This window comes from Sporosarcina sp. NCCP-2716 (assembly GCF_023707985.1).
In the GTDB taxonomy this organism is placed as follows: Bacteria; Bacillota; Bacilli; order Bacillales_A; family Planococcaceae; genus Sporosarcina.
Map to the genome: position 1 here is coordinate 78,630 of NZ_BRCF01000003.1, position 13,775 is coordinate 92,404.

Annotated in this window: 16 protein-coding genes; 3 read left to right on the forward strand and 13 right to left on the reverse strand. The window is 54.3% G+C overall.

What is annotated here, in order from left to right; translation table 11 throughout:
- Positions 1-34: 34 nt before the first annotated feature.
- From NFU03_RS06135 to NFU03_RS06160, 6 genes are all read right to left on the reverse strand, one after another.
- Positions 35-256: a YozE family protein gene (locus NFU03_RS06135; RefSeq protein ID WP_251637047.1), complete on the reverse strand. Its 222-nt coding sequence runs from the start codon at positions 254-256 to the stop codon at positions 35-37.
- Between the two features lie 17 nt (positions 257-273).
- Entirely contained in the window at positions 274-702 is a 429-nt protein-coding gene (gene msrB, locus NFU03_RS06140) for a peptide-methionine (R)-S-oxide reductase MsrB (protein WP_251637049.1), read from the reverse strand.
- Positions 699-1,226, reverse strand: a complete 528-nt coding sequence (gene msrA, locus NFU03_RS06145) for a peptide-methionine (S)-S-oxide reductase MsrA (RefSeq protein WP_251637051.1) — start codon at positions 1,224-1,226, stop codon at positions 699-701. The genes msrB and msrA overlap by 4 nt, the downstream gene beginning before the upstream one ends.
- Before the next feature lie 13 nt (positions 1,227-1,239).
- Positions 1,240-1,818, reverse strand: coding sequence for a YpmS family protein (locus NFU03_RS06150; RefSeq protein ID WP_251637053.1), 579 nt, complete (start codon positions 1,816-1,818; stop codon positions 1,240-1,242).
- Between the two features lie 11 nt (positions 1,819-1,829).
- Positions 1,830-2,648 (reverse strand): SGNH/GDSL hydrolase family protein, encoded by an 819-nt coding sequence (locus NFU03_RS06155; RefSeq protein WP_251637056.1) that lies wholly within the window; start codon positions 2,646-2,648, stop codon positions 1,830-1,832.
- A 61-nt stretch (positions 2,649-2,709) separates the two neighbouring features.
- Positions 2,710-3,549 (reverse strand): DegV family protein, encoded by an 840-nt coding sequence (locus NFU03_RS06160; RefSeq protein WP_251637058.1) that lies wholly within the window; start codon positions 3,547-3,549, stop codon positions 2,710-2,712.
- Between the two features lie 74 nt (positions 3,550-3,623).
- Here NFU03_RS06160 and trhA point away from each other — a divergent pair, with 74 nt between their 5' ends.
- Positions 3,624-4,259, forward strand: coding sequence for a PAQR family membrane homeostasis protein TrhA (trhA, locus tag NFU03_RS06165; protein WP_251637059.1), 636 nt, complete (start codon positions 3,624-3,626; stop codon positions 4,257-4,259).
- Positions 4,260-4,369: 110 nt separating this feature from the next.
- Here the strand turns inward: trhA and NFU03_RS06170 are convergent, their stop codons facing one another.
- The 5 genes from NFU03_RS06170 to NFU03_RS06190 all read right to left on the reverse strand — a co-directional run bounded on the left by NFU03_RS06170 (position 4,370) and on the right by NFU03_RS06190 (position 8,002).
- Positions 4,370-4,858: a dihydrofolate reductase gene (locus tag NFU03_RS06170; RefSeq protein ID WP_251637061.1), complete on the reverse strand. Its 489-nt coding sequence runs from the start codon at positions 4,856-4,858 to the stop codon at positions 4,370-4,372.
- 15 nt (positions 4,859-4,873) lie between these two features.
- Positions 4,874-5,821 carry a thymidylate synthase gene (locus NFU03_RS06175; RefSeq protein WP_251637063.1) on the reverse strand — a complete coding sequence of 316 codons (948 nt, stop codon included), beginning with the start codon at positions 5,819-5,821 and terminating at the stop codon, positions 4,874-4,876.
- A 96-nt stretch (positions 5,822-5,917) separates the two neighbouring features.
- Positions 5,918-6,514 carry a YpjP family protein gene (locus tag NFU03_RS06180; RefSeq protein WP_251637065.1) on the reverse strand — a complete coding sequence of 199 codons (597 nt, stop codon included), beginning with the start codon at positions 6,512-6,514 and terminating at the stop codon, positions 5,918-5,920.
- Positions 6,515-6,779: 265 nt separating this feature from the next.
- The gene (locus NFU03_RS06185) at positions 6,780-7,568 is read right to left on the reverse strand and encodes a class I SAM-dependent methyltransferase (RefSeq protein ID WP_251637067.1); all 789 of its coding nucleotides are present in this window, start codon (positions 7,566-7,568) and stop codon (positions 6,780-6,782) included.
- Positions 7,565-8,002 carry a BrxA/BrxB family bacilliredoxin gene (locus NFU03_RS06190; RefSeq protein WP_251637069.1) on the reverse strand — a complete coding sequence of 146 codons (438 nt, stop codon included), beginning with the start codon at positions 8,000-8,002 and terminating at the stop codon, positions 7,565-7,567. The genes NFU03_RS06185 and NFU03_RS06190 overlap by 4 nt, the downstream gene beginning before the upstream one ends.
- A gap of 158 nt (positions 8,003-8,160) precedes the next feature.
- On the opposite strand from NFU03_RS06190, the gene NFU03_RS06195 reads away from it, so the two are divergent.
- A complete protein-coding gene (locus NFU03_RS06195; RefSeq protein WP_251637071.1) occupies positions 8,161-8,802 on the forward strand; it encodes a hypothetical protein in 642 nt (213 codons plus the stop codon).
- A 74-nt stretch (positions 8,803-8,876) separates the two neighbouring features.
- On the opposite strand, the gene NFU03_RS06200 is transcribed toward NFU03_RS06195, so the two are convergent.
- Together NFU03_RS06200 and NFU03_RS06205 are read right to left on the reverse strand one after the other, a co-directional pair.
- Complete coding sequence (locus tag NFU03_RS06200; RefSeq protein WP_251637073.1) at positions 8,877-10,004, reverse strand: virulence factor; 1,128 nt, start codon at positions 10,002-10,004, stop codon at positions 8,877-8,879.
- Positions 10,005-10,019: 15 nt separating this feature from the next.
- Positions 10,020-11,909 carry an ABC-F family ATP-binding cassette domain-containing protein gene (locus NFU03_RS06205; protein WP_251637074.1) on the reverse strand — a complete coding sequence of 630 codons (1,890 nt, stop codon included), beginning with the start codon at positions 11,907-11,909 and terminating at the stop codon, positions 10,020-10,022.
- Between the two features lie 257 nt (positions 11,910-12,166).
- On the opposite strand from NFU03_RS06205, the gene NFU03_RS06210 reads away from it, so the two are divergent.
- Positions 12,167-13,660, forward strand: coding sequence for a peptide MFS transporter (locus NFU03_RS06210; protein WP_251637076.1), 1,494 nt, complete (start codon positions 12,167-12,169; stop codon positions 13,658-13,660).
- Positions 13,661-13,775 lie beyond the last annotated feature (115 nt).

The following is a 13,775-nucleotide window of genomic DNA, read 5'->3' on the forward strand; positions in this document are numbered from 1 at the left end:
TAAACAGGACGCTTTGCAACGGTGCGCCGCGTCCTTAGAAGAATCGTTCTTCGTATTGCCGATATAGCTCGTCAAAGAGGGCGGACGGCATTTCCGGATCCGCTTTTTCTTCGATATACCGCGACAGCGCGTCGAAAGAGCGTTCACTCTTCGGGAAGCTGTGGTCGCGGAACATACTTTCAGCAAATACGGAATTGAGGTCATGCTTATCTCCACCCCTGAATGAGAGTGCGAACTGATAAAAAGAGCGGTCCATCCGCGGACCCCCTTCCGTTAGTTTTGGTTGAAGCGGGATTTGTAGGCGCCGAGGCCTTCCTCATCGAACTTGGCAAGCGGGACGAAACGGAGTGCTGCGGAGTTGATGCAGTACCGTGTCCCCGCTTCCCCGGGTCCGTCCGGGAAGACATGGCCGAGATGGGAATCCGCTGTCTTGCTCCGCACTTCGGTTCTGCGCATGCCGTGCGTTGTGTCGAAGTGCTCTGTCACTTCTTCTTTTTCGAGCGGCTTCGTGAAGCTCGGCCAGCCGCAGCCTGCGTCATACTTGTCCTGTGAACTGAACAGCGGCTCGCCTGATACGACATCTACATAGATGCCGTCTTCGAAATGGCTGTCGAACTCGTTCCGGAATGGGGGTTCCGTACCCTGTTCCTGCGTCACATGATACTGAATCTCTGTCAGCCGGTTCTTCAAGTCCTCTTTCATGACTGCTCACTCCAATTCTCTGATTTGAAACGCTCGCGGCCGGAGCCGACTGAATAGCGTTTGTAATGTCCCGGGTTTTTCTTATAGTAATCCTGATGGCCCTCTTCTGCCAAATAAAACGGTTTCGCCGGAAGGATTTCCGTCGCGATCGGCTTCCCGAATTTGCCCGACGATTCCAGCTCGCGCTTGGACTGTTCAGCATCTACGTGCTGGTCAGGGGTATGATAGTAGATCGCAGTCTTGTAGGATTCCCCTCTGTCGAAGAACTGGCCGCCGCTGTCCGTCGGATCGATCTGGCGCCAGAAGATGGCAAGAAGCTCCGGGTAGGAGATGACCTCATCGTCGAATTCGATCTGCACGGCTTCCCTGTGCCCGGTCGTTTCGGAACAGACCATCTCATAGGTCGGATTCGGGATGTCGCCTCCTGTATAGCCGGATACGACGGAATGGACGCCGTCATATTTGTGGAACGGTTTCACCATGCACCAGAAACAGCCTCCTGCAAACGTTGCGTATTGGATCATCGGAACCCTCTCCTCATTTTTTCAGAATGGACACTTCGAGCAAAATCTCGTCTTTCTCCAGATTGAACGTCTTGGCACGAACGGAGACGTCTTTCGCAACAGGAACCTTCGACAGGTCGATGAACAGTTCCTCTTCTTTCGGCCTCACGATCATCCAGCTCGGAAGCTTCACCGAATCCCTCAGCACTTTCAGGACGGTGGACGGCGGGATATTCAGCTGGCCGAGTTCCATAGAGGACTGTTTCAGGATCAGGTTCCCATCTTTCCTGACAATCGGGTCGAAGTGCATGACGACCGGCAGCCTGAACGAAAAGACTGTCAGTTCCGAGTATAGGATCACATCATCCTTGACTTTCATCTGGACGGGGAGTTTTTCCCCTTTCATCGCTTCGCGGATATATGTATTCGCGATTCCTTCAAAATCTTTTTTCGTCGTCCGCACTGTCAGGACGTTCGCTTCGCCCGGACCGATCAGATCGGCTGCCGGGATCGGCTGCGACTCCCCTGCAGACCCTACAAGGAACAGCACGCCGGCCACACCGGCTGCGACAGCACCTGACAGTGTGAAGAATGCAATTTTCCAACCATTCAAGCGATCATCTCCTACCTGTCCATTTCCCCCTGGACACGTTTTGGCAAACCCCAATCTTGCAGTACGCTCATGTACCTGTCTTCCATCAGCGAATAGCCGGCAGCATTCGGATGGAAAAAATCCGTATGATACACGAGGTTCGCATTCTCTTCGAACAGGTCCGCCACCGGAACGAAACAGCTGTTGCCGTCGATCTCGACTCTCGATTCGATCACTTCGTTCCAATCATCGATAATGTCCCCGAACTCCTTGACTTCATCGGTGACGAGAAGCATCGGATTATAGAGGCCCGACATGATGATGGGGGCGTCCGGATTGAGCGCACGGATCGTGCCGAAAATCACGCCGAGCCGTTCGCCGTATCCATCGAGTTCCGTATAGAACGGTTTTTTCTTCAATTTAAACAGATTGGCCTTCACAATTTTCATGATGTCATTGCCGCCGATTGTCATGAAGATGACATCGGCGTCTTTGACGGATGCCTGGACCGGTTTCTCCTCCAGCTGCTTCAAGAGCTGGTCACTGCGGCGGCCCCGTTTTGCAAGGTTCTCCGTTTCCACGAACGAAACGCCTTCCCACTCGGTCAGGTCTGACGCCACCCGCTCGAAGTAACCGCCCTTTTTGAGTTCGTCCCCCACTCCCTGTGTCAGGGAATCGCCGAGTCCGACGACATGCAGTGACTTCGGCAGGAAGTCGCTCGGTACGGACCATTCCGTATATTCGGCGTCCCGTCTATCGGCAAACGGCTCTGCGTTATTCCTGAACACTTGATCACACCCCGTCAGCACCAATGAGAAGGCGAGAAAAATGATCCACGCTCTTCTTCTCATTCTCCTTTTCCCCATTTCATATGAATTATGCGGACTTTTCGGCCGTCATCATTTTTATCTGTCACTCGGTATAGTACATGAATCCGATCGCCCCGTTGCCGGTATGCGTACTGATGACCGGTGAAGTGAATGAGAAACGGATATCGGTGATACCGCTATCTTCGATGAGCCGTTTCAGCGGTTCAGCCATCGCAAGCCCGTTGGCATGCGAAATGCCGACGCCTTTCACGAGCTTGCCCGCAGTATCTTCCTTGAAGGAAGCGAACAGCTGCATGGCGACCTGCTTATGGCTTCGCGCCTTCCCTACCGGCGTATACACACCGTCCTGCAGCGAAGCGATCGGTTTTATGTTGAGCAGTGAACCGATGATCGCTTTCCCTTTCCCGATCCGCCCGCCTTTGACCAGGTTATCCAGTTTGTCGACGACGACGTATAGCATCGTCTTCTTACGCACCTCATTCAAATGCTGAACGATCTCCTGCATCGTCTTTCCGAGCTGCGCCATCTTGGCCGCTTCGATTACCTGGAAAGCGAGGGCGTGGGAGATATAACGGGAATCCACCACCGTCACCTGTGTGGTAGTCATTTCGGCGGCCGCCTCAGCAGATTTGACCGTACCGCTCATCCCGCCTGTCATATGGATCGACAGCACTTCACTGCCATCCGCCCCAAGTTCATCGTACACTTGTGCCAGGACGCCGGCAGAAGGCTGGGAACTTTTCGGGAGCTCCCCGGCCGCTTCCATCTTGCCGATGAACTCCTCCGGCCCGATATCCACTTTGTCGAGGTATATGTTACCGTCGATATGGATTGATAACGGAACGACCCGGATGCCGTACTCCGCGATTTCTTCTTCAGTCAAATCGGAGGTCGAATCCGTCACGATTTTGATTTTGCTCATTGCCAATCTCTCCTCTGTCAGTGGAAACTAAGTTTCTATTTTAGTATAATAAACGAAAAGGAGGCTTACTGCACATGCCCAGCGCTGTCGATTACAAAACGACTGCTGAAGAACGGTGGAATGCCATCACGCACGCTATTGGTATTGTCCTTTCCATACCAGCGCTCGTGCTGCTGGTACTGAAAGGGATTCGCCAGGAGAGTCCGCTTGCACTCGTCAGCTATGTCATCTTCGGCTGCTCGATGCTTCTGCTTTACGTCATGAGCACCCTGCTTCACAGTTCGTCTGAACGGCATAAACGGCTCTTTTCGATCTTCGACCATTCAGCGATCTATTTCCTTATCGCCGGCACCTACACGCCGTTCGTCCTGATCGGCATCGGAGGCGCACTCGGCTGGACGCTGTTCGGCATCGTGTGGGGGCTCACCGTTTTCGGCACCGTGTTCAAGATCTTGTTCATCCACCGCTTTGAAGTCGTGTCCCTCATTTTGTACATCGTCATGGGATGGCTCATCATCGTCGGCATCAGACCTCTGTACGGAGCCCTTTCCGCCCCGGGACTGGCACTGCTCGTGACAGGCGGAGTTCTTTATACGGCAGGAGCATTCGTCTACGCCTGGCGCTCACTGCCGTTCAACCATGCGATCTGGCATCTGTTCGTGCTGGCAGGCAGCGCTTCGATGTATTTCAGCGTCTTGTTCTATTTATGAACAATATGCTGTAAGTATGTTATGAAAGAAAAGAGACTGATTCAGAACGTCCGAGTGACTTTCGAATCGGTCTCTTTCTATTCACTCAGGCAGCCAGGCAGACTGGCTGCTTATGCTGCAGTTTCCCGTTCGTAGATACAGTAAACATAGGGAATGCCGTCTTCGGTATAATGGGCAGCCGATTCGGAAAGGAGTTTCCAGCCTGTCGAATAGTCCGGGAAGAATGTATCGCCTTCATAGCTGTGCTGGATGACCGTTACATACAGACGGTCGGCGAAAGCCATCACCATGTCGAAAATTTGAGCACCACCGATGATCATCACTTCATCCGCATAGCTTTCCGCGCGGGCGATCGCCTCTTCGAGCGTACTGACAGCGACCGTCCCTTCAGCGGAGTATTCCGGGTTGCGGGTCAGGATGATATTGAGCCTGCCTTTCAGCGGACGGCCGATCGATTCGAACGTTTTCCGGCCCATGATGATCCCTTTGCCCATCGTCTTCTCTTTAAAGTATTTCAACTCTTCCGGTATGTGCCATGGCATGGCGTTATGCGCCCCGATGACACGGTTTTCATCGTGTGCTACCAGCAGTGAAATCATATGGATCCCTCCTGTTCAGACAGCGACCGGCGCTGTTATTTTCGGATGCGGGTTGTAATTGTCGAGCTGGATGTCCGCAGTGGTAAGGTCGAAAATGGATTTGCCCTCCATGTCGACTGTCATTGTCGGCAGCGGCCGCGGTTCACGGGTCAGCTGCTCGTTCACTTGGTCCAGATGATTGGAATAGATGTGGGCATCGCCGAGCGTATGGATAAACTCGCCCGGTTCCAGTCCCGTCTCCAGTGCGATCAGATGGACAAGGAGCGCATACGAAGCGATGTTGAACGGCACCCCGATGAAGATGTCGGCACTGCGCTGATAGAGCTGGCAGGACAGTTTTCCGTCCGCGACATAGAACTGGAACAGCACGTGACACGGCGGAAGCGCCATGTCGTCAAGTTCGCCCGGGTTCCATGCCGTCACGATATGGCGTCTCGAATCGGGATTCGACTTCAGTCCGTCGATGAGCTGTTTGATCTGATCGACCGGCTGCTGTCCGGAAGAGGCGCCGAAGCTCCGCCACTGCCGCCCATACACAGGACCGAGATCTCCGTAGCGTTCAGCAAATTCCTCGTCGGCAAGCAGCCGTTCCTTGAACGCTGCCATCTCCTGCTCATAGACCGTTCGGAATTCCGGGTCGACAGGGGCCCGTCTGCCGAAATCCGTCATATTTGGACCGCTGTATTCCGTACTCGTCACCCATTGTTCGAATGCCCATTCATCCCAGATCGGGTTTCTCTCTTCGACAAGTGTCCTGACGTTCGTATCGCCTTTCAGGAACCAGAGCAGTTCGGAGACAATCAGCCGGAATGCCGTCTTTTTCGTAGTCAGGAGCGGGAAGCCCTGCTGGAGATTGTACCGCATCTGATAACCGAAGACGCTGAGCGTCCCGGTCCCCGTCCGGTCCCCTTTTTGAGTGCCGGTTTCCAAAACGTGCCGGCAAAGATCCAAGTATTGTTTCATGTGCAGCCCTCCTGTAACTCTCTAGTACAACTATAACAAAACAAGGATGCTGCCACAATTCGCAGGCCCACTAAAAAAACCGCCGGGGGCGGCTGTTCAGGACAGCCACTTCGGCGGAGTGTTCTTGGACCAGTAGACATCGCCGAGTGCGTAGTGCGTCTCGTAATCGTCTGCAGCCTCGTGATAATGGAAATTGAAATAATAGCCGTCTTGCGGACGTTTCTCCGTACGGACGTGGAACAGGAGCAGATTCTTGTCGGTCTCGGCATCCTTGATGTTGAAGATCTTTTCCGCATGGCCGCCGGACGGCTGTTCCGAGATCGCAAGCTTGCGGTCCATCTGGAACTGTTCGCCGTACGTCTCCCGGATGACCTGTTCGATCTGCGGGAAGATGACTTCGTCGAACTCATTGCCGATTGCCGGCCCGATCTTGGAACCGAATTTCACGAATGCGAGATCGCGCGCCCCGCTGATCAGGTCCTCCTCCGTCGCAATCCGCGGCTGTTCCGCACGGTCACTCAGGAACGGGCTGTCGAACTGCACACCATACCGGGTGTCATGCTGCGCCTCCCCGGCTTCCTTGATATCCTCTTTCTGCTGTAAGGCCGCCCATATTTCATGGGACGGTGAAATAACTCCGAACGTTACGAAGGCAACTGAAATGACCATCAGCTGCTGCAGCCATTTTTTCATCATCCATCACCTGCACTTATGTATTTTAAAACGATTGCTTTCTGAACAGTACGAATAAGGAACGAAAAGGTTCCTTCTTTTCTGCTTTCATTGTACAATAACTAACAGGGAACGTGTATGTTTTTTTAAGGAGGTTGCTCAGATGGATGTTCAACTGCTCGCCGGCATCGGCATGCTGATTTTCGTTTTGTACTTAAGTTCACTTAACTTCACGCACTAATACGCAAGGACGCCCGCCGGATTCGCTTGAATCCGGCGGGCGTTTTCATGTTTCGATATAGCCGAAATGGAACTTTGTGTTTGGCCGGCGGATGCGGGTGAAGCCGTATTCCTCAAAAGACGGATCGGTGTAATGCCCCTTCAGGACCACACGCGATGCTGCCACCCGTGCGGCTTCAGCCACCCACTCCCCCGTCAGCCCGCCCCCTGCTCCCGCGTGACGGAGCGGCGCGAAATTCGAAGATTCTTCGATCGCCGCAGAAAACATCGGGTCGAGATAGACGACGTCGAACGAAGCTGTGTCCAATGTGCGTAAATAGCCGAGCGATTCCTGCTGGACCACTTCGATCCGCTCCATGGCGAGTTTCAATTCATTGAAGGAAGCCGGAAACTGACGCAGCCCCTGCCGGGTGATGAACGCGACATCCGGGTCCGCTTCCGTGCCGGCTGCACGCCCGGAAGGTCCGACTGCGAACGAAGCCACAATGCTGTCCGTCGCGAGACCGAGCGTGCAGTCGAGAAAACGGGATCCAGCCGTCAGACCGGCTGCTTCGACAAGGGGATCGGTCTCCCCGTGCAGCAGCCGTTTCAGACGGAAAACCGCCGTATCCGGATGGAAGAAGAACGGGTCGTCTGCATGGCCGGTACGGAACAGTTCATACCGTTCCTTCCCGGCGACCAGGATATCCGCTCCGTATTCGTCCATGAGACGACTGACGGACCGCTTGTTCCTGCGTATGACGGGATAACCGAGTTCCTGCTGCGCAGCGAGCGCACGAGATTCGGTCGTGCTGTCAGGACGGCCGGCTGTCGTGATGACTTTCCTGAGGCTCACGACACGGCGACTTGCCGGAGAGCACCCGCCAGATGGTCACGGACCTGTTCCATATCGTACCCTTCGATCTGTTCCCGGGGGATGAAATACGCAAGTTCGCCGTCTTTTATCACGGCGATCGATGGTGAGCTCGGCGGCACTTCATCGAAATAGGTGCGCATTTTTGCTGTCGCATCCTTGTCCTGTCCCGCAAACACGGTGTACAGCTGATCGGGTTTCTGTTCAGTCATTTCCACAGCTTCCCGGACTGCCGGGCGGGCAAGGCCAGCCGCACAGCCGCAGACGGAGTTGACGACGACGAGCGCTGTGCCTTTATGACTGACCATTGCCTGCTCCACGTCCTCTGCTGTCATCAATTCCGTGAACCCGCTCGCCGTCAGTTCCTGGCGCATCGGCTGGACGATTCCGCGCATATATTCTTCGTAAGCATTCATGTTCGATTTCCCCTTTCATTTCCGATATGCATCAGTGCACATCTCTTACGCTTATTGTACATGTTACAGAGCCGAAAGAAAACGAACCGGCCCGGGAGCCGGATGACCGGCGTCTGTGGTACAATTCTCCAAGAACATTGGATACAAGGAGAATCGATATGGACCGTAAATTACAACAGATGAATACACGATATTTCGAGCAGTTTACCGGCAGGACGCTCGTGGAGACCGACGTACTCGGCTTCCTGTCACTGGCAGCCGGTCAAAGCGGCAGCCCCGTGCTCTGTGCGCTGCATGAACTGACTGCAGGGCGGGATACGCAGTCCGGAACTGTTGCAGACTATTTCAAGAATGCAGCTGATATTGTCAGCCGGCTCGGCTCTGGCGGCCCAAAAGAGAAAATCGAGCTCCTTTTCACGTTCAAGGATGTACGGAATGCCCTCAATCAGTATTTCACGGAGGCCGGCTGCGGCAAGCTGTCCGCTGAACCGGTCAGCGATTTCCTGCTGCTCGTCATTTCACTGCTGCAGCATGTCCCGTTCCGGCAGGGGAAGAACCGCCGTATCGCAGGCTCCCTGTTTTTCGGGGCTTCCGAGAAGGAGCTGCTGCTGCTCTGTTCTGTGAAAACGATCGTCAACGGGCGTTCCATCCCGGTCACATTCCCGGTGATTGCCGTGAAAAATGAGTACGAGCCTGTGAAAAGGCAGGATGCCGCAGATTCCCCATATCTGTTCGAGGATTCCGCAGCCGAAGTCATCCGCCATGACGGCAAACTTCTTATCACATTCCCGGAAGCATGACAGGCACGCGGCGGACCGCCTGCCGCAGCGCATACAAAAAGCAGCCAATTGACTGGCTGCTTTTTTTGTGTTCATCAGGTTTCCGAGCTGCGCAATTCGGTCATCTGTTTCCAGATCGAACCTTTGGCGTCTTCGCCTTCTTCGATCCGCGCGATGGCCATCCTCACTTGCAGTTTGACTTCGAATTCCGGATCCTCTTCGGCCGCGTGCAGCGCCGGCAGTGCTTTATCGGTTCCCGTTTCATAGAGGAACATTGCGGCACGCCAGCGGACGAGCTTGTTCTTGTCCTGCAGCAGGCGGATGGCCGCGTCTTCGAATTCCGGGAAGCCGAGGTCGCTCATGCAGTCCCCTGCCGTTCGGCGGACCGCCCAGCTTTTATCCTGCAGCGCCTTTTCGATATAAGGAACGGTCTCAATCGATTCGACCATGCCGAGATAGACGGCGGATAGACGGCGGATGGACATCTTTTCGTCTTCCAGCGCCCGTCCGAGCAGCGGCAGATCGGCCGTCGTCGGGTCCGGCATCTGATCGAGCAGGCGGAACCGGGTTTCCCAGTCCGCTGTTTCGAACTCATCGAGCGACACCGGTTTCTTCTCAGGTGACGCATGGGTATCCCCCTCGAGCTGACTTTCGACGATGGCTGCAAGCCGGTCATCCGGGTAAGCCGCTTCCACTTCGTTGACGACAGTCTCACCGATCTCTCCCTTTTCACCGTAGCGGATGCCGTAATCGGCCCATTTCCTCAGCAGGATATAATTCTCGACTTCCGCGCTGTGGACGCGCTCCATCGCCTGCACGAACCGGTCGCTCAGCGCAAAGCGGCTTTCACTCTCACTGTCGAACACTTTCACTTGCAGCGGAATCCCTTTGTATGTCTGGACGTGCACATATACTTCCCCGTAATGATCATCACTTTCCGGGGTTTCCAGCAGCTCACCGGACGTCCCTTCGCTGAAGACGTTCCGGATGTCGGCGAGGATATTCTCCCAGGCGACGTTACCGGCCCGTTCGACTGCCAGGAAGTCCATGACATGATAGATGCCTTTGACCCCTTTGACATTCAGCAGCCGGCCGATCGGCTCAGGTGCCGTGGCGGCATCCTCTTTTTTATAATTATGGCTTTCCAGCATCGGCAGTTCAGTATCGACCACGATTTTCATCGAATTCGGACTTGGTGTCGGTTCGATGGCGACAATATTCATCAGTCGGTCCCTCCCTCAGTTCTTCATCAGTTCTTCCAGTTCACTCCAGCGTTCGATCAGCTGTTCGTAGGTCCCGTTCAATTCGGCAAGCGTTTCGGTCAGTGCAGCGAGCCGTTCGTAATCCGCTCCGCAGGCTGCCATCTCCTGTTCCGTATCCGTGATCGCCTGTTCGGTGCGTTCAATGTCTTGCTCGATCGTTTCCCAGTCACGCTTATCCTTGTACGTCACTTTCTTCTTTGCGGAAGCTGCCGGCTCCGGCTGGACTGCTTCAGCAGCCGGGCGGGCGGCCGGTTTAGACGGCTCTTTCGCAGGACGGGAAGCGAGATAGTCGGTATAAGGCATGATCAGGGTCTCGATAGCGCCTTCGCCGTCCAGCACCCATAACTTCACCGCAGTCCGGTCCAGGAAGAACCGGTCGTGGGAGATGGTGAGGACGACTCCCGGGAACATATCGATGAATGACTCGAGGACAGACAGCGTTTCCAGGTCCAGATCATTGGTCGGTTCGTCCAGCAGCAGGACATTCGGCTGTTCCATCAGCAGTTTGAGAAGATAAAGACGCTTCCTCTCGCCTCCCGATAATTTGCCGACCGGCGTGCCGTGAACGGACGCCGGAAAAAGGAAACGTTCGAGCATCTGGGACGCCGAAATCCGGTTCCCTTCCCCGTCTTCGATGTCATTCGACGTCTCGCGGATGTACTCGATGATGCGCTGATTTGCCTGCATTTCGGGCAAGTGCTGCTGAAAATAGGCGATCCTGACAGTCGTTCCGCGGTCGATCTCGCCTGAATCAGGTTCCAGGACACCGGCGAACAGGTTGAGCAGCGTCGTCTTGCCAGCGCCATTCGGACCGACGATTGCAATGCGGTCACCTGATTGCAGCAATGCCGAAAATCCGTCGATGATCTGTCGGCCGCCGAATGATTTCGATACGGACTTCGCTTCGAGTACTTTCTTTCCGAGACGCGTCGTCTTGAGTGCGACTTCCAGTTCCTCTTTCGACGTACCGCTTTTCACTTGTTGTTCCAGTTCCCCAAAGCGGCCGATCCGCGCTTTCTGTTTCGTGGAACGCGCCTTCGCTCCCCGCCGGATCCACTTGAGTTCCGTGCGGTAGCGGTTTTTCAGTTTATCCGCCGTCGCTTCATCCATCTCTTCCCGCAGCGCCTTCGCTTCCAGGAAGTCGCCGTAGTTCCCGTTGTGGGCGTAGAGCCGCTTATCCGCCAGTTCGAAGATCGAGCTTGCGACGGCGTCCAGGAAATACCGGTCGTGCGTCACGAACAGCACAGCGCCGGGTGCGGTCCGCAGGAAATCCTGCAGCCAGGTGATCGATGCCACGTCGAGATGGTTCGTCGGCTCATCCAGCAGCAGCAGATCCGCCGGTTCGATCAGCGTTTTCGCGAGCATGACGCGCTTCTGCTGCCCCCCGGACAACTCGCCCATCCGTTTGTCGTATGTCTGGATGCCAAGTTTCGAGAGGATCGTACGTGCTTGCGCATTCAGGTCCCACGCATTCTGCCGGTCCATCTCCAGCTGCAGTGCTGCGAACCGGTTTTGCAGATCTTCCGAGTCCGGATGTGCTGTCAGCGCCTGCAGGGCGTGCTCGTAATTCAGATTGAGCTGGATGATCGGTGCATCGCTTTGGAAGACGGCTTCCATGACGGTCAGGCCGGGATCCGATTCAGGGGACTGCGGCAAATAAGCGATCCGGTATTGGTTCGGGTGATCGAAAGAAAAGGTATCCGCGTCCTCCTGACCTGCGATGATGGACAGCAGTGTCGATTTCCCTGTACCATTGATACCGACCAGACCTGCCTTCTCTCCAGTTCCTATTGTCATGTTCACTGAACGGAAGAGCGTTTTATCGCCCACCGTTTTGGTGAGGTTCTCTATGATCATCTGACTCATGCAAACACTTCCATTCTATAACCTGCTCCCTTTATGATAACTCATTTGAAAGCACTTTTACAGAAATAGAACGGTTTTGACAGGTCTAACACTTTTACTATTCAAGGATAACTAAATCCGCCAATTCTATCTATTCAAATTACCGTAAAACTCTACCAAGTCAGCAAAGTAAGACTTAATTTATTTTCGAATAAATTATTTTCAGACTAGCTCTAGAAGTGGTACTATATTCTTCATACGTAAAAGGAGGATTTAGAATGTCACAGCTGTCAAAAAAGGAGATCGTGGAAAGCGTTCCGCAAAAAGGCTTCTTCGGTCATCCTAAAGGATTGTTTTCGTTGTTCTTCACTGAATTCTGGGAGCGCTTTTCTTACTACGGAATGCGGGCTATCCTTGTATTCTATATGTACTATGAAGTTTCTAAAGGCGGCCTCGGCATCGACAAAGGCACAGCACTTGCCGTCGTCTCGCTGTATGGATCACTCGTCTACATGTCGGGGATCATCGGCGGCTGGCTGGCGGACCGTGTACTCGGCACGTCACGTTCTGTCTTCATAGGCGGAATTTTCATAATGCTCGGCCACATTGTCCTGTCACTGCCGGGCAACCTCGGGATGCTGTTCATCTCCATGGCGCTCATCGTCATCGGTACCGGACTTCTGAAACCGAACGTTTCAAGTATGGTCGGCGATATCTACCCGGAAGGCGACAACCGCCAGGATGCCGGATTCAGCATCTTCTATATGGGTATCAACCTCGGTAGTTTCATCGCCCCGCTCACTGCAGGGACGATTGGTACGGAGTATAACTTCCACTTAGGGTTCGCACTTGCGGCTGTCGGGATGTTCTTCGGTCTTGTCATGTTTGTCCTGACAAAGAAAAAGAACCTCGGACTTGCCGGAACGTATGTCGCCAACCCGCTGTCACCGCAAGAGAAAAAGACTACGATCAAAATTGTCGGAATTGCTGTGATTGTATTGGCAATACTTGTTGCCATTGCCATTCCTACCGGCTACTTGACGCTGAATTCGTTCACAGCACTTGTCGGGATTCTCGGCTTCGCCATCCCGGCGGCGTACTTCATCATCATGTACCGCAGCCCGAAAACGAATGCGGATGAAAAATCACGCGTACTTGCGTACATCCCGCTGTTCCTGACAGCGGTCATGTTCTGGTCGATCGCTGAGCAGGGCTCGACGATCCTGGCACTGTACGCGGATACACGGACAAACCTGGACTTCCTCGGAATCCACTTGTCCCCGGCATGGTTCCAGTCACTGAACCCGCTGTTCATCATCATCTTTGCGCCAGTCTTTGCGTGGCTGTGGGTGAAGCTCGGCGACCGCCAGCCGTCCATCCCGCATAAGTTCTCGCTCGGCCTGCTGTTCGCGGGGATTTCGTTTATCGTCATTCTGCTGCCGGGCGTAATGAGCGGTACGGATTCGCTGGTCAGCCCGATCTGGCTCGCACTCAGTATCTTCACGCTTGTTCTCGGGGAGCTGTGTATTTCACCGGTCGGCCTGTCGGCTACGACGAAACTTGCGCCATCCGCTTTCACTGCACAGACGATGAGCCTCTGGTTCCTGTCGAACGCTGCGGCGCAGGCGTTGAACGCACAGCTCGTCAAGCTCTATTCGCCTGATACCGAAATGCTGTACTTCGGTATCATCGGAGGCGTTGCGATTGTCCTGTCGATCATCGTCTTCTTCGTCTCCCCGATCATTTCGCGTTACATGAAAGGCGTTCACTGATCCATTTCACTGCAAACGGTCTCCCGATATGGGGGGCCGTTTTCTTTTGGTGATGAATCCCGCAGTGCCGGCATAAGCTGAATGACAATCTATCGGCGGAACGAGGGGGTGTGCG

Coding starts and splice junctions, on each gene's coding strand:
- NFU03_RS06135 (WP_251637047.1), bottom strand. CDS start 256: ATGGACCGCTCTTTTTATCAGTTCGCACTCTCATTCAGGGGTGGAGAT.
- msrB (WP_251637049.1), bottom strand. CDS start 702: ATGAAAGAGGACTTGAAGAACCGGCTGACAGAGATTCAGTATCATGTG.
- msrA (WP_251637051.1), bottom strand. CDS start 1,226: ATGATCCAATACGCAACGTTTGCAGGAGGCTGTTTCTGGTGCATGGTG.
- NFU03_RS06155 (WP_251637056.1), bottom strand. CDS start 2,648: ATGAGAAGAAGAGCGTGGATCATTTTTCTCGCCTTCTCATTGGTGCTG.
- NFU03_RS06160 (WP_251637058.1), bottom strand. CDS start 3,549: ATGAGCAAAATCAAAATCGTGACGGATTCGACCTCCGATTTGACTGAA.
- trhA (WP_251637059.1), top strand. CDS start 3,624: ATGCCCAGCGCTGTCGATTACAAAACGACTGCTGAAGAACGGTGGAAT.
- NFU03_RS06170 (WP_251637061.1), bottom strand. CDS start 4,858: ATGATTTCACTGCTGGTAGCACACGATGAAAACCGTGTCATCGGGGCG.
- NFU03_RS06175 (WP_251637063.1), bottom strand. CDS start 5,821: ATGAAACAATACTTGGATCTTTGCCGGCACGTTTTGGAAACCGGCACT.
- NFU03_RS06180 (WP_251637065.1), bottom strand. CDS start 6,514: ATGAAAAAATGGCTGCAGCAGCTGATGGTCATTTCAGTTGCCTTCGTA.
- NFU03_RS06190 (WP_251637069.1), bottom strand. CDS start 8,002: ATGAATGCTTACGAAGAATATATGCGCGGAATCGTCCAGCCGATGCGC.
- NFU03_RS06195 (WP_251637071.1), top strand. CDS start 8,161: ATGGACCGTAAATTACAACAGATGAATACACGATATTTCGAGCAGTTT.
- NFU03_RS06200 (WP_251637073.1), bottom strand. CDS start 10,004: ATGAATATTGTCGCCATCGAACCGACACCAAGTCCGAATTCGATGAAA.
- NFU03_RS06205 (WP_251637074.1), bottom strand. CDS start 11,909: ATGAGTCAGATGATCATAGAGAACCTCACCAAAACGGTGGGCGATAAA.
- NFU03_RS06210 (WP_251637076.1), top strand. CDS start 12,167: ATGTCACAGCTGTCAAAAAAGGAGATCGTGGAAAGCGTTCCGCAAAAA.